Origin of the sequence: Nonomuraea sp. NPDC050153 (genome assembly GCF_044460125.1) — a bacterium.
Classification (GTDB): domain Bacteria; phylum Actinomycetota; class Actinomycetes; order Streptosporangiales; family Streptosporangiaceae; genus Nonomuraea.
Map to the genome: position 1 here is coordinate 230286 of NZ_JBITJQ010000008.1, position 14173 is coordinate 244458.

Genomic DNA, 14173 nt, shown 5'->3' on the forward strand with positions numbered 1-14173 from the left:
GGCCCTTCGCCTTGTCACCGGTCCTAGGCCCAATGGCCGGGGCCGGTTAGGACCGGCGCTGGAGGTGCCGGGACGCGGGTCTCCGTAGGGTTCGCAGCATGAAGAGAAAAGCATTGACGGCGGGCCTCGTGGCGCTGGTGTCGCTGGTGGCCTTCGAGTACATGGCGGTCGCGATCGCGATGCCGGTCGTGGCCAAGGAGCTCGGCGGGCTGGAGCTCTACGGTCTGGCGTTCAGCGGGGCGATGGCCGCCAGCGTGGTGGGCACTGTGCTCGGCGGCCGGTGGGCGGACGTACGCGGCCCGCTGGCGCCTCTGTGGACCGGGGTGGCGGGGTTCGTCGGCGGGCTGACGGTGGCGGGGCTGGCGCCGAGCATGGAGATGCTGATCGCGGGCCGGTTCCTGCAGGGGTTCGGCGGCGCGCTGGTCAGCGTGGCGCTGTATGTCGTGGTGGCCCGGGTCTATCCCGAGGAGCTGCATCCGCGGATCTTCTCCCTCTTCGCGACCGCGTGGGTGGTGCCGTCGATGGCGGGCCCGGCGATCGTGGGAGTGGTGACCGAGACGCTCGGATGGCGCTGGGTGTTCCTGCTGGTGCCGATCATGACCGTGGCGGGCGGCCTGGTGCTGCTGCGCGGGCTGGCGGGCCAGCCCCTGGCCGGCGGGCAGAGCGAGTCCGAGCCCGGCCTGCTGGGGAAGGTCGGCTGGGCGGTCGTGACGGCCGTGGGCGCCGGGCTCATGCAGTACGGCAGCGACGGGCGGCTCGTGCTGCTGGTCGCGGGGCTGGTGGTGCTGCTCGTGGCGCTGCCCAGGCTGCTTCCCGCCGGTACGCTGCGCGCGGCCCGCGGGCTGCCGTCCGTGGTCGGGCTGCGCGGGCTGGCCTCCGGCGCGTTCTTCGCGGCCGAGGTGATCGTGCCGCTCATGCTGATCCAGGCGCGCGGCCTGTCGACGCTGGTGGCCGGACTGGTGCTCATGGGAGGCTCGCTGACCTGGTCGTTCGCCTCGTGGCTGCAGGGCCGCGAGACCTTCAGCCAGGCGACGAACCTGCGGCTGGGCTCGGCCATGGTCGCGCTCGGCATCCTGCTCATGGGCGCGGTGACGTTCACCGCGGTGCCCGTGGCGCTGGCCTTCCCGGCGTGGATCGTCACCGGGTTCGGGATCGGCCTGCTCTACCCGACGCTGTCGGTGCTGACGCTGGAGCTGTCGGCGCCCGGCGAGCAGGGCAGGAACAGCTCGGCGCTGCAGGTGGGCGAGTCGGTGTTCTCGGTGGTGGCGGTGGCCGTCACCAGCGCGCTGTTCACGGCGGCCCACTCGGGCTACTGGACGGTGTACGCGGCCACGCTGGTCATGGCGCTGGCCGGGCTGGCCATCGCGCCCCGGTCTTCCGCGTCCCGGTCTTCAGGGCCACGGGATTTCGGGCGCCCGGCAGCGAGCGGTTCCGCCGATGAGACCGCACCGGCGGAACCAGCTCGTGAGCCGGTCACCCGACCGGCGTGACCTCGCGCCGGCGCCGCCGGGCCGACAACTTCCTGAACACCGGCATGAGCAGCGCCAGGGCGGCCAGCGCCAGCAGCACCGCGGCGACCGGGCTGCGCACCAGCACCGTCACGTCGCCGGCACCGATGGCCAGGGCCCGGCGGAGCTGGATCTCCGCCATCGGGCCCAGGATCATGCCGATCACCGCGGGGGCGACCGGCAGACCGAAGCGGCGCATGGCGTAGCCCAGGAGGCCGAGCACGTACAGGACCACGAGGTCCACGACGGTGCCGTTCAGGGCGTAGACGCCGAGGGCGGCGAACAGCACGATCCCGGCGTACAGGTACGGGCGGGGGATCCGCAGGACGCGGGCCCACAGGGGCGCGAGGGGCAGGTTGAGCACCAGCAGCATCGTGTTGCCGATGAACAGCGACGCGATCATGCCCCACACCAGCGCCGGGTTGTGGTCGAACAGCTGCGGCCCCGGCTGGAGCCCGTACTGCTGGAAGGCGGCGAGCAGGATCGCGGCCGTCGCCGACGTGGGCAGGCCCAGGGTGAGCAGGGGGACCAGGGTGCCGGCCGCGGAGGCGTTGTTGGCCGCCTCGGGCCCGGCCACGCCCTCGATGGCACCCTTGCCGAACTCCTCGCGGGCCTCCCCGCGCGCCAGCCGCTTCTCGGCCGCGTACGACAGGAAGGTGGGGATCTCCGCCCCGCCGCCGGGCAGCGCGCCGAACGGGAAGCCCAGCGCCGTGCCGCGCAGCCACGGGAACCACGAGCGCCGCCAGTCCGCGCGCCCCATCCACGCCCGCCCGACGGGCACCACCTCGGGCGCCGCGTGGCGCAGCCGCGAGGCCACGTAGAGGGCCTCGCCGAGCGCGAAGAGCCCGACCGCGACGATCACGACGTCGATGCCGTCCAGCAGCTGCGGGATGCCCATGGTGAGGCGGGCCTGGCCGGTCTGCTGGTCGATGCCGACGAGCCCGATCACCAGCCCGAGGCCCAGGGAGGCCAGGCCGCGCACGACCGAGCGGGACAGCACGGACGACACGGCGGTGAAGGCCATGATCGCCAGCGCGAAGTAGTCCTCGGGGCCGAACGAGATCGCGAAGCTCACCACGGCGGGCGCGGCCACGACCAGCAGCGCCGTGGCGATCGTCCCGGCCACGAACGAGCCGATGGCCGCCGTGGCCAGCGCCTGCGCCGCCCGCCCGCGCCGGGCCATCTTGTTGCCCTCCAGCGCGGTGATCATCGACGAGGACTCGCCGGGCGTGTTGAGCAGGATGGACGTGGTCGAACCGCCGTACATGCCGCCGTAGTAGATGCCCGCGAACATGATGAACGCGCTGGCCGGCGGCACCGTGAACGTGATCGGCAGCAGCAGCGCCACGGTCATCGCGGGCCCGATGCCGGGCAGCACGCCGACCAGGGTGCCGAGCGTGACGCCGACGAGCGCGTACAGGAGGTTGACGGGGGTGAGCGCGGCGGCGAAGCCGTCGATCAGGAGCTGGAGCGAGTCCACCTAGATCACCCCCGCCAGCAGCCCGCCCGGCAGCGCCACGCCGAGGCCCTTGACGAACAGCAGGTACGTGGCGAGCCCCACGACCACCGAGATCACGGCCGAGCGCACCTTGTGCTCGGCCCCGAGCGCCAGCGACAGCCCGAAGAACAGCAGGCTCGCGCCGATGATCCAGCCGAGCACGTTGAGGAGCGCCGTGAACGCCAGGAAGATCCCGCTGACCAGCCCGACGCTGCGCCAGTCCGTGGGCGCCTCCACGTCCACGTCCTCGCTCTCCTCGGGGTCGCCGTGGCCGCCGCGGATGACGTCGACCACGTAGAGCAGGCCGATGAGCACCATGGCTCCGCCCACCAGCATGGGGAAGAAACGGGGCCCGATGCCGAGCTGGGAGGCCGCCGCGGAGACGTCCAGCGTCCCGATCACGACGAACACGCCCAGGCCCAGCACCACGACCGCCAGCCCGAGCTCGGGCCGCCACCAGCGAGCCATCAGGACACGAGCCCCATCTCGGCGATGATGCCCTTGACCCGGGTCTGCTCGGAGTTCAGGAAGTCGCTGAACTGCTGCCCGGTCTGGAACGAGTCGATCCAGCCGTTCTTGGCCACCGCGTCCTTCCACGGCTGCGAGTCGTGCATCTTGGTGACCAGGTCGGTCAGCGCCTTCTTGTCGGCGTCGGACAGGCCGCCGGGGGCGACGAAGCCGCGCCAGTTGGACAGCGCGACGTCCAGGCCGCCCTCCTTCAGCGTGGGCGCGTCCAGGCCGGGGATCCGCTCGGCGGAGGTCACGCCGAGAGCGCGCAGCTTGCCGGACTTCACGTGCTCCGCGAACTCGGCCACGCCCGAGATGCCCGCGCTGACCTTGTTGCCGAGCAGCTCGTTGAGCGCCTCGCCGCCGCCGGAGTGGGCGATGTAGTTGACCTGCTTGGGGTCCACGCCCGCGGCCTTGGCCATCAGGCCGGCCACGATGTGGTCGGTGCCGCCCGCGGACCCGCCCGAGATCGACACCTTCTTCGGGTCGGCCTTCCAGGCCGCCACCATGTCGGCGAGCGACTTGTACGGGGACTCGGCCGGGACGACGACGATCTCGTACTCCTCGGTCAGCTTGGCGATCGGCGTGGTCTCGGCCAGCGTGACCTTGGACTTGTTCTGCTCGATGGCGCCCACCATGACCAGGCCCATGGTCATCAGCAGGTTGCCGTTGCCCTTCTCGCCCGCGAGCTGCGCCAGGCCGATCGTGCCACCCGCGCCGGGCACGTTGTACACCTCGACCTTGCGCTTGGAGTCGGCGGTCTTGATCGCCTGCTCCGCGATGCGGGAGGTCTGGTCCCAGCCGCCGCCGGGGGAGGCCGGAGCCATGATCCGCAAGGAGCCGCTGGCGGACGTGCCGGTGCCTGATTCGCCGCAGCCGGTCAGCGCGGCGAGGGAGAATGCCGCAAGGGCGGCGAATACGCGCAAGCTCATGATCACTCCAGGGGGTGTTTCACGGTTGTAAAACTGGGATCGTGAAGCCCTTCGTCGCCCACGTCGAGGCTTTGCACGCTTGCCGTCATAGTGGTCGTATTGGTCGCAACCTGGCCGTGACCTGCGTTTGTTTCCATGTGCAACGTGCGTGCTGTTTGGCCGAGCCCCGCTCGCAGGGTCCGTGACGCCTCCCTCGGGACCCAGTTGTTCGTGCTCCAGATGGTGATCGTGATCCTCGCCGTCGGGGGCACCGCTGGTGTGTGGGCCGAGCACACGCGCGACCAGCTCGACTCGCTGCACCAGCAGCGGGCGCTCGCCATCGCGCAGTCCGTGGCAGGGCTCCCACAGGTCAGGGAAGCGTTCAAACTGAAGAATCCGGAGGCGGTCCTGCAGCCGCTGGCCATGAGCGTGCAGCACGAGACCGGCGCCGACTACGTCGTGATCGCCAACGCCGAGCAGAAGCGCTACGCCCATCCCAACACCCTGCTGATCGGCAAGCAACTGTCCACCGACGGCACCACCGTCCTCAAGACGGGCAGGAGCTGGGTCGGCACCGAGACCGGCACGATCGGCACCACGGTCAGGGGCAAGGCCCCCATCCGCGACGAATACGGCAGCGTGATCGGCCTGGTCTCGGTCGGCGTGCTGGAGACCACGGTCGTGGGCCAGCTCGGCGCCGCGCTCCCGCCGCTGGTCTGGACGGCGCTGGCCGTGCTGCTGGCGGGCCTCACGCTGGCCGCGGTGATCACCGCGCGGGTGCGCAGGCAGACGTTCGGGCTGGAGCCGCGCGAGATCGCCGAGCTGCTGGAGCAGCGCGAGGGCGTGCTGCACGGCGTCAAGGAGGGCGTGCTCGCGCTCGACCTCAACGGCCGCGTCACGCTGGTCAACGACGCCGCCCGCGAGCTCCTGGGCAACGTCGGCGAGGACCTTACGCAGATGCCGGTCTCCGAGCGCATGCGCGACGTGCTCGGGGGCGCCGACCCGGGCGAGGACCGCGTCGTGCTGCACGGCGAGCGCGTGCTGGTGCTCAACCGCACCCCGGTCTCGGTACGCGGCCAGCACCGCGGCTGGGTCGTCACCCTTCGGGACCGCACCGAGCTGACCCGGCTGGCCCGCGAGCTCCACGACACCAGCAGCGCGACGGACGCGCTGCGGGCCCAGGCGCACGAGTTCGCCAACCGCATGCACACGATCGTCGGGCTGCTGGAGCTGGGCGAGCACGACGCGGCCATCAGCTTCATCACCCGCACCACCCGCGGCGCGTACGTCACCGACCTGCGCGAACGCGTCCAGGACCCCACCCTGGCCGCCCTGCTGCTGGCCAAGTCCGCCGAGGCGGCCGAGCGGGGCGCCCGGCTCGTGCTGTCGGAGGACTCCGCCGTGCCCGAGGGCCTGCTCGGCGACCCGCAGGACGCGGTCCTCGTGGTCGGCAACCTGGTCGCCAACGCCATCGACGCGCTCGACGGCGCCGAGGGCACGATCGAGGTGTCGGTGCAGGCCGACGCCGCCGGGTTGCGCGTACGCGTGGGCGACTCCGGCCCCGGCATCGCGCCCGACCTGGTGGAAGAGGTGTTCAGGGAGGGGTTCACCACCAAGGCCGCCCAGTCGGGGTCGCGCGGGCTCGGGCTGGCGCTGACCCGGCAGGCGTGTCTGCGGCGGGGCGGCTGGGTACGTGTACGGAACTCGGGCGGCGCGGTCTTCACGGCCCTGCTCCCGGCGAAGGCCCACACGTGATCACGCTGCTGATGCCTGCGGCGGAGGTGCGGTCATGAGCGACATTCGGGTGCTGGTGGTGGACGACGACTTCATGGTCGCCCGCATCCACAGCGGCTACGTGGCGCGCGTGCCCGGGTTCCGCGTGGTGTCCGTCGTGCACAGCGGGGCCGACGCGCTCGCCGCGGCGCACGAGCTCCGGCCCGACCTCGTGCTGCTCGACATCTACCTGCCCGACATGTCGGGACTTGAGGTGCTCAAGCAGCTCCACGACATGGACGTCCTCATGATCAGCGCCGCCCGCGACGTCCCCACGGTCAGGGAGGCCATGCGCGGCGGCGCCGTCAACTACCTCATCAAGCCCTTCACCGCCGCCGCCCTGACCGACCGCCTCCAGCAGTACGCCGACACCCGCAGGCGCCTGACCGCGATCGGCCCCGAGGCACGGCAGGACGACGTGGATCGCCTCTTCGGGAGCCCCAAGACTTCCGCGCCCATGCCGAAGGGGTTGTCGGCGGCCACGTGCGAACTGGTCGCGGACACCCTCCGGGAGGCCGGTCGCGACCTGTCCGCGGCCGAGACAGCCGAGCTCACGGGCCTGTCGAGGGTGAGCGTGCGCCGCTATCTCGAATACCTGTGCGTGGCCGGACAGGCCGAGTTCCGGCCCCGTTACGGCACCGCCGGCCGACCGGAACATCGCTACCGGTGGCTAGGTTGACACACTTCCGTAGCCATTTCCCGTGACATATGCGGATCCGCGTGCCTTACTGTTGCCTGAGACTTGGCTGCGGACCGGGAGGAGATTGAGGCGTGCGTAACGCCGGACCGATCGAATCACCGACCGACCCGTTCGCCTCGGTGCCATTACCCACGTCGGGCGTCTCCAAGAAGCCGCGGATCGAGGGGCTGCCTCCGGGTGTCTCCCGGGACATCTTCGGCCCCACGGACAGGCAGGAACCCCGGCAGGCCCAAGGCCCGAGCACCCCGGGCGGTCCTTCGGGCGGTGCGCTGCCCCCAGTTGCGCCGCCGGCGCAACCATGGCCCGTGAACGGCAAGGAGCCGCCGACCCCGCCCGCGCCCGTGTTCGGCGCGCCCTCGGGGCGGCCGGCCTCCTACGATCCCGAGCCGCCGCGCAAGCGCCGCCTCCTGCCGGGAGTGCTGGCGTTCGTCGTGGTGCTGGCCGCGCTGGCGTACGTGGTGCCCGCCGTGCTCATGTCGGGCTCCGTCCTGCGCGGCACCCACGTCGCGGGCGTCGACATCGGCGGGCTGACCGTCACGCAGGCGGCCGACAAGCTCCGCAACGAGCTCGCCTCCAGGCTGAGCCGACCGGTCGTCGTCGACATCGGCGGCCGCAAGGAGACCATCCAGGCCGACGAGGCCGGTCTCGAACTCGACGTGGTCGGCACGATCGGCCAGGCGCCCAGCGGGTTCCCCAGCCCGCAGGAGGTGTTGCGGGGACTCACCGGCAAGACCGAGCTCGAGCCGAAGGTGAACCTCGACTCCTCGCAGCTCTCCAGGACCATCGAGGGCATGGCCGAGGCGGCCGACAAGAAGCCGATCGAGGGCCGGGTGGCCTTCTCCGGGCTTGAGCCCAAGGCCCGCCAGCCCCAGGACGGCGTGCTGCTCGACCGCGAGGACGCCGTCCGCCGCATCGGCGACGCCTTCCTGCAGGGCGGCGGCAACGTCGTGCTCACCCTCAGGCCGGCCAAGCCCGTCACCACCGCCGAGGCCGTCGCGACCGCCCTCGCCAAGGCGAAGAAGGCCGTCTCCGCGCCCGTCACGCTGACCCTCGGCGACAAGCAGGCGCAGATCCCCCCGGCCATGATCGCCGCCAACCTGACCTACAACTCCGACGGCTCCGGCGGCCTCACGCCCCAGTTCGACACCACGGCGGTGCTGGCGGCCCTGGGGAGCCGCCTGGTGGACGCGGCCCAGCAGCCGCGCGACGCCACGTACGACATCGTCAACGGCAAGCCCGTCCTGGTGCCCGCCCGCCAAGGGCGGGGCGTGAACGACAAGCTGCTGGCCAAAGACGCCGAGAAGGTGTTCGACGAGGGCGGCGCCCGGACGATCCCGGTCCGGCTGGGCGCCGTGGCCCCGGCCGTCACGACGGAGCAGGTGACCGACCTCGGGATCAAGGAGAGCGTGGGCACGTTCTCGACGTCGTTCGACTGCTGCCAGACTCGCGTCAAGAACATCCAGCGCATGGCGCAGGAGCTCGACGGGCACCTGGTCAAGCCCGGTGAGACGTTCTCGATCAACGAGGTCGTGGGCGAGCGGACCGTCGAGGACGGGTACGTCGAGGCGGGCCAGATCGTCGGCGGGCGCATGGTGAGCATCGTCGGCGGCGGGGTCTCGCAGTTCGCCACGACCATGTACAACGCCGCCTTCTTCGGCGGGTTCGACCTGGTCGAGCACCAGGCGATGGACTACTACGCGCCCCGCTACCCGCCTGGGCGGGACGTGGCGCTGCTCTACCCGCAGACGGACCTGAAGTGGCGCAACGACTCCGAGTACGGGGTGCTGGTCAAGGCGGCCTTCACGGACACGTCGGTGACGGTCACCCTGTGGAGCACCAAGCGGTACGACGAGGTGGAGGCGGTGGCGTCCGAGAAGCGGGACTTCCGGCCGTTCAGGACGGAGAGCAGCTCGGCGCCCGGGTGTCTGCCGACGATGGGGGAGCAGGGGTTCACGATTGACGTGACCCGGGTGTTCCACCAGGACGGCAAGGTGGTCAAGAAGGACAAGAAGCTGACCACCAAGTACCGTCCCCAAACCCAGACCACCTGCTCATCGACCGGCTGACGCCCGCCCGCCGGGGCCGCCTCGAAGCGGCCCCGGCGCTCTTCTCCGGGCACCTCCCCTGCTGAGCCCTTCGCCACCCGACGGCCCCGAGGCGCCGCCCGCCGTGCAGGCACGCTCACGGCCCCACAGCAGGCGTTCTCGGGTGGTGTGTGCCGTTATGGGGTGGCAGGACGTATCCGAGGCCCTGGGCGCCCCCGAGGGCGTGTGGGGGGTGTCCCAAGGCCCTGGGTATCCCTGAGGGCGTGTGGGTGGGTCTGGGGGCGTCTGGGTGGGTTATGAGAGGGGGACCGAGAGGATGCGGTCGTCGCCCGGCCGGGGAGAGCCGCGGCCGTCCTCGTTGCTGGTCCCGACCCACAGCGTCCCGTCCGGGGCCGCCGTGACGGCGCGGAGGCGGCCGTAGCGGTCGGTGAAGTGGGCGACGGGCGTGCCCGCCGACCCGTCCGCCCCCAGCGGGACCTGCCAGAGCCGGGTCCCGCGCAGCGCCCCCACCCACAGGGAGCCGTTCGCGTACGCCATGCCCGACGGGGAGGCCTCGTCGGTGGACCACGTGACGATGGGGTTCACGTAGCGCGAGTCGTCGCCGCGCCCCTCGACCTCCGGCCACCCGTAGTTGCCGCCCGCCTTGACGAGGTTCACCTCGTCATAGGTGTTCTGGCCGAACTCCGACGCGTACAGGCGGCCGGAGGAGTCCCAGGCGAGCCCCTGGACGTTGCGGTGGCCGTAGCTGTAGACGAGCGTGCCGAACGGGTTCCCGGGGGCGGGGGTCCCGTCCACGGTCATGCGGAGGATCTTGCCGCCCAGCGAGTCGCGCTGCTGGGCCAGCTGGTCGTCGCCGGTCTCGCCCGTGGAGGCGTACAGGAACCCGTCGGGGCCGAACGCGAGCCGCCCCCCGTTGTGGATCCCGCCCTTGGGGATGCCCCGCACCAGGACGCGCTCGTCGCCGAGGCGGTCGCCGGTGAGCTGGTAGCGGACGATCCGGTTGTCCTGTTCCGCGGTGTAGTAAAGGAATATTTGCTGATCCTTTGCCGCCACCCCCATCAGCCCGCCCTCGCCGGCCGCGCTCACCCCCGGGATCGTCCCCAGCGAGGTCACCTTCCCGTCCGGGGTCACGCGCAGCAGCCTGGCCGTGTCACGCTCGGTGACCAGCGCGTCGCCTCCGGGCAGGAACGTGATCGCCCACGGCACCGCCAGCCCCGTCACCACGTCCTTGGGCTGTCCCGGCCCGGCCCCGGCCGGCACGGTGGCGGTCGGCGTCACCTCCCCGTCGCCGGCCAGACCGCTGGAACAGGCGGTGAGAACGGTCATGAGCATGATCGTCCAGAGCTTTTTCATGTGTTCCATACTCCCCTTGGAGCCTTAAGGTTCTCGGCATGAAGACCTGGGTTCCGTCCGATTCGGTGGCCGATGTTCTGTCCGACCTGCCTGGGGTTGAATGCGCCGTTTACGATGGCACGGCCCCGATGCCGGAAGGGGTCGACGAGGTGGAGGTCTGGATCCCGCCGCTCGTCACGGTGCCGGACGTGCCGGGAACGCTGGCCAGGATGAGCTCCCTGCGGCTGGTGCAGACCGTCACCGCGGGTGTGGAGCCGTACCAGCCGCACATGCCGGACGGCGCGGTGCTGTGCAACGCCCGCGGGGTCCACGACGCCGGGACCGCCGAGTGGGCCGTCGGGGCGATGGTCGCGGTGCTGCGGGAGTTCCCCGGGTTCGTGGACGCGCAGCGCAGGGGCGAGTGGACCTACCACCACACCGACGTGCTGGCCGACTCGACCGTGCTCATCGTCGGCTACGGCTCCATCGGCGCCGCGCTCGAAAGGCGGCTGGAGGGGTTCGAGGTCGAGGTCGTACGCGTGGCCAGGAGCGCCCGCGACGGCGTGCACGCCATGGACGAGTTGCCCGCGCTGCTGCCGGAGGCGGACGTCGTGGTGCTGCTCGTGCCCTCCACGGCCGACACCGCGGGCATGGTCGACGCGGCCTTCCTGGCGCGGATGAAGGACGGCGCCGTGCTGGTCAACGCCGCCAGGGGCGGGATCGTCGACACGGACGCACTGATCGCGGAGCTCAAAAACGGTAGGCTACGCGCCGCGCTGGATGTGACCGCGCCCGAGCCGCTGCCCGAGGGCCACCCCCTCTGGGGCGTTCCGGGCGTACTGATCACTCCGCACGTCGCGGGCAGCACCCCCGCGTCCGGGCGGCGCGTGCTGCGCCTGATCCGCGCCCAGCTGCTGCGCTATCTCGCAGGCGAACCGCTGGTCAACGTCATCACCGACACGTACTGAGAGGATCCCGGAACGTGGCTGGTCCGTGACCTTCGGTGCGTACGGTGGCCTTTGCAGGGAGGTCCTGACTCGCTGTCAAGGATCTCTTGGCGGAAATTGGTCTGTGTGGTTATCAGATCGGTGACGACATCGGCGTTGTCACCACCCGCGCACCCACGACCGCACACACTGGCGAAGTGGCCGTCCGGGCTTCGGCGGTCACAGGTGCAGGGTTCGAGACGGGATGGGCAACGACTGTGATCCGCTGGCGTGATCCACGGGTGCCGCTGACCGCCGCGGCGGCGGCGGGCGCGGTGGCCTTCGCCGCCGCGCTCGGCGTACGCGGTCCGGGCCTGCTCACCGGTGCTGTCGCCGGCGGGCTGGCGGCGCTGATCGCCGCCGGTTCGCTGCTGTGCGCCTCGGTGAAGTCGGCCGCGCACCGCCCGGCGGCGCTGGGCGCGCGCTGGATGAGCGGCGGAGCCGTCATCTGGGCCGCCGGCGTGGCGCTGCGCCCGTTCGCCGAGAGTTTCCTGGTCAGCTTCGCCGACCTGTTCATGCTGCTGGGCACCGTGGTGACCGCGGGCGGCGCGCTGATCGCCGCCGACCGCAAATTCCCGGCCCGGGTCGTTTTACGGCATGTCACCGACGCCTACCTGTGCGCCGCTTCGCTCTTCCTGATCGGCTGGGTCGCCGCGCTGCGGCACGTCTACGACGACGCGGCGGATCCGGCGGCGTTCACGCTGGTCATGCTGCCGCCGATGATCGCGCTGCTGGTGACGTGCGCCGTGGTCCCGTCGGTGCTGATGAGCCGGGCCTCCTCCTGGCCGCTCGCCCTGGCGGGCGTCGGCGTGCTGGCCGGCACGACCGTGGCGGGCCTGGCGGCCGGGGTGGCCAGGCTCGACGGCGGCGATCCGCAGATCTGGGCCGTCATGCTCGCGCCCGTCGCGTTCCTGCTGCTGGCCGCCATCCCGTGGGGCCCGGATCCGGGCGCGGCGGGCAGGTCCGCCGTCGGCGGCGTGGTCGCGCTCGTGCCGCTGGGGCTGGTCGCCGTGGCCGCCTGCACGTTGCTCGCCCACCTGGTGGGCGGAGGGGCCGAGCGGCCCGTGACCGGCGTCGTGGTGGTCGCGGTCTCCGTGGTGCTGCTCCTGCTCGTGCGCCTGTTCGTGGTCTCGGCGACCAACATGCGCCTGCGCGGCCTGGTCAAGCTCGGCGAGCGGCAGCTCAGGGAGCTCGCCCAGAGCACCGGCGACGTGGTGTTCCTGTGCGACTACGAGGGCGTCGTGAGCGAGATCGACGCCGGGGTCGAGGTCACGTACGGCTACCGCCCCCAGGACGTGGTCGGCGGGTCGATCTTCGACTACATCCACCCTGAGGACGTGCCCGGCATCCAGGTCGCGCTGCGCGCCATGCACCTCGACGAGGACAACGCCGCGCCCGGCGCCTGCCTGATCGCCTGCCGGGTGCGCGCGGCCGACGGCACGTGGCGGCCCACCGAGTCGGTCGCCACCCGCCACGTCGGCGGCGACGAGTTGCTGCTGGTGACCACCAGAGACGTCAGCGACGAGGAGGCCCTGCGCAACCAGGTCGCCCACCTGACCTTCCACGACGGCGTCACCGGCCTGCCCAACCGCGCCTACTTCGAGGAGCGCACCCGCGAGGTGCTCTCGGGGCGCACCTCCGGCCCTGGGGCGAACGTCGCGGTCATCTTCCTCGACCTCGACGGGTTCACCTCGGTCAACGACTCGGTGGGCCACGCCAGCGGCGACTACCTGCTCGGGCAGGCCGCGCGCAGGCTGCGCGGCGCCGTACGCGCCGACGACACGCTCGCCCGGTGGGGCGGCGACGAGTTCGCGGTGCTCGTGGAGACGGGCGGCGAGGCGCAGGTCGCGGTCGATCTGGCCGAGCGGCTGGTCCGCGCGGTCTCGCAGGAGCCGTTCCGCGTCGCCGATCGCGACGTGGCGCTGACCGCGAGCGTGGGCGTGGCCTTCACCGAGGACGACATGCCGGCGGGCGACCTCATCCGTAACGCGGATGTAGCGATGGCGCGCTCCAAAGAGCTGGGCGGGCGGCGGGTGGAGGTGTTCGCCGCGCAGATGCACGCCGACGTGGTGCGCAGGCTGGAGCTGGCGGCCGACCTGCAGCGGGCGCTGATCGAGCAGCAGTTCGCGATCGAATACCAGCCGATCGTCGACCTGGCCACGTCGCGGGTGACCGCGGTCGAGGCGCTGGTGCGGTGGTGGCGCGGGTCGGTGTTCGTGCCGCCCGAGCAGTTCCTGGGCCCGGCCGAGGACACCGGGCTGATCGTGCCGCTGGGGGAGTGGATCCTGCGCGAGTCGTGCCGTGAGGTGGCCGCCTGGCGGGCCTCGTCCTGGGACATCGGTCTGTCGCTCAACCTCTCGGCCCGCCAGATCACCGCGCCCCGCTTCGTCGAGACGGTCGAGGAGGCGCTGGCCGAGAGCGGGCTGCCCGCCTCCGCGCTGACCCTTGAGGTGATCGAGGAGATGCTGGTCGAGGACGCCGAGGAGACGATCAAGCGGCTGTCGGAGCTGCGGGCGCTCGGGGTCCGGCTGGCCATCGACGACTTCGGCACGGGTTACGCCTCGCTCGCGTTCCTGCGGCAGCTCCCGGTCGACATGATCAAGATCGATCCGTCGTTCGTGTCGGGGCTGGGCAAGGACGACACGCTGACGCTGCTCACCCGTACCATCGTTCGGCTCGGCCACGACCTCGGGCTTATCGTGGTGGCAGAGGGGATAGAGCGTCCCGAACAGCTCGATCTGCTCAAGCGGATGGGGTGCACGAAGGGGCAGGGTTTCCTGGTGGCACGGCCGATGGCGGCGCGCGGGGTCGACTCGTTGATGCGTACGAGTCTCACTGTTTGAGACAAGTGTCCACGAAGTTGACACCAGGGCATTCGTTGCGGCTATGGTGTAGGCCATGCTTCGCAGTGAG

At 71.5% G+C, this 14173-nt stretch carries 10 protein-coding genes; 6 read left to right on the forward strand and 4 right to left on the reverse strand.

Annotation, left to right across the window (positions count from 1 at the left end; translation table 11 throughout):
• The first annotated feature begins 98 nt into the window (after positions 1-98).
• Positions 99-1490, forward strand: coding sequence for an MFS transporter (locus ACIBQ1_RS22305; protein ID WP_397280119.1), 1392 nt, complete (start codon positions 99-101; stop codon positions 1488-1490).
• Here the strand turns inward: ACIBQ1_RS22305 and ACIBQ1_RS22310 are convergent.
• The 3 genes from ACIBQ1_RS22310 to ACIBQ1_RS22320 are packed head-to-tail and all read right to left on the reverse strand — an operon-like array spanning position 1474 to position 4445.
• The gene (locus ACIBQ1_RS22310; protein ID WP_397280121.1) at positions 1474-2988 is read right to left on the reverse strand and encodes a tripartite tricarboxylate transporter permease; all 1515 of its coding nucleotides are present in this window, start codon (positions 2986-2988) and stop codon (positions 1474-1476) included. The genes ACIBQ1_RS22305 and ACIBQ1_RS22310 overlap by 17 nt on opposite strands.
• Positions 2989-3474 (reverse strand): tripartite tricarboxylate transporter TctB family protein, encoded by a 486-nt coding sequence (locus ACIBQ1_RS22315; protein ID WP_397280122.1) that lies wholly within the window; start codon positions 3472-3474, stop codon positions 2989-2991.
• Entirely contained in the window at positions 3474-4445 is a 972-nt protein-coding gene (locus ACIBQ1_RS22320) for a tripartite tricarboxylate transporter substrate binding protein (protein WP_397280123.1), read from the reverse strand. The genes ACIBQ1_RS22315 and ACIBQ1_RS22320 overlap by 1 nt, the downstream gene beginning before the upstream one ends.
• Before the next feature lie 144 nt (positions 4446-4589).
• On the opposite strand from ACIBQ1_RS22320, the gene ACIBQ1_RS22325 reads away from it, so the two are divergent.
• The 3 genes from ACIBQ1_RS22325 to ACIBQ1_RS22335 all read left to right on the forward strand — a co-directional run bounded on the left by ACIBQ1_RS22325 (position 4590) and on the right by ACIBQ1_RS22335 (position 8963).
• A complete protein-coding gene (locus ACIBQ1_RS22325) occupies positions 4590-6179 on the forward strand; it encodes an ATP-binding protein (RefSeq protein WP_397280125.1) in 1590 nt (529 codons plus the stop codon).
• A gap of 34 nt (positions 6180-6213) precedes the next feature.
• A complete protein-coding gene (locus tag ACIBQ1_RS22330; protein ID WP_397280127.1) occupies positions 6214-6876 on the forward strand; it encodes a response regulator in 663 nt (220 codons plus the stop codon).
• A 92-nt stretch (positions 6877-6968) separates the two neighbouring features.
• Entirely contained in the window at positions 6969-8963 is a 1995-nt protein-coding gene (locus ACIBQ1_RS22335) for a VanW family protein (protein WP_397280129.1), read from the forward strand.
• 273 nt (positions 8964-9236) lie between these two features.
• Here ACIBQ1_RS22335 and ACIBQ1_RS22340 read toward each other — a convergent pair whose 3' ends face one another.
• On the reverse strand, positions 9237-10295 hold the full coding sequence (locus ACIBQ1_RS22340; protein ID WP_397280131.1) for a PQQ-dependent sugar dehydrogenase: 1059 nt from the start codon (positions 10293-10295) through the stop codon (positions 9237-9239).
• A 128-nt stretch (positions 10296-10423) separates the two neighbouring features.
• Here ACIBQ1_RS22340 and ACIBQ1_RS22345 point away from each other — a divergent pair, with 128 nt between their 5' ends.
• Positions 10424-11242, forward strand: coding sequence for a 2-hydroxyacid dehydrogenase (locus tag ACIBQ1_RS22345; RefSeq protein ID WP_397280132.1), 819 nt, complete (start codon positions 10424-10426; stop codon positions 11240-11242).
• A 236-nt stretch (positions 11243-11478) separates the two neighbouring features.
• Complete coding sequence (locus ACIBQ1_RS22350; RefSeq protein ID WP_397280135.1) at positions 11479-14103, forward strand: putative bifunctional diguanylate cyclase/phosphodiesterase; 2625 nt, start codon at positions 11479-11481, stop codon at positions 14101-14103.
• The last annotated feature ends 70 nt before the right edge of the window (positions 14104-14173 follow it).

Bases quoted from the DNA above. Each gene is read 5' to 3' on its own strand.
- ACIBQ1_RS22305 (WP_397280119.1), top strand. From the start codon at position 99: ATGAAGAGAAAAGCATTGACGGCGGGCCTCGTGGCGCTGGTGTCGCTG.
- ACIBQ1_RS22315 (WP_397280122.1), bottom strand. From the start codon at position 3,474: ATGGCTCGCTGGTGGCGGCCCGAGCTCGGGCTGGCGGTCGTGGTGCTG.
- ACIBQ1_RS22320 (WP_397280123.1), bottom strand. From the start codon at position 4,445: ATGAGCTTGCGCGTATTCGCCGCCCTTGCGGCATTCTCCCTCGCCGCG.
- ACIBQ1_RS22330 (WP_397280127.1), top strand. From the start codon at position 6,214: ATGAGCGACATTCGGGTGCTGGTGGTGGACGACGACTTCATGGTCGCC.
- ACIBQ1_RS22340 (WP_397280131.1), bottom strand. From the start codon at position 10,295: ATGAAAAAGCTCTGGACGATCATGCTCATGACCGTTCTCACCGCCTGT.
- ACIBQ1_RS22345 (WP_397280132.1), top strand. From the start codon at position 10,424: ATGCCGGAAGGGGTCGACGAGGTGGAGGTCTGGATCCCGCCGCTCGTC.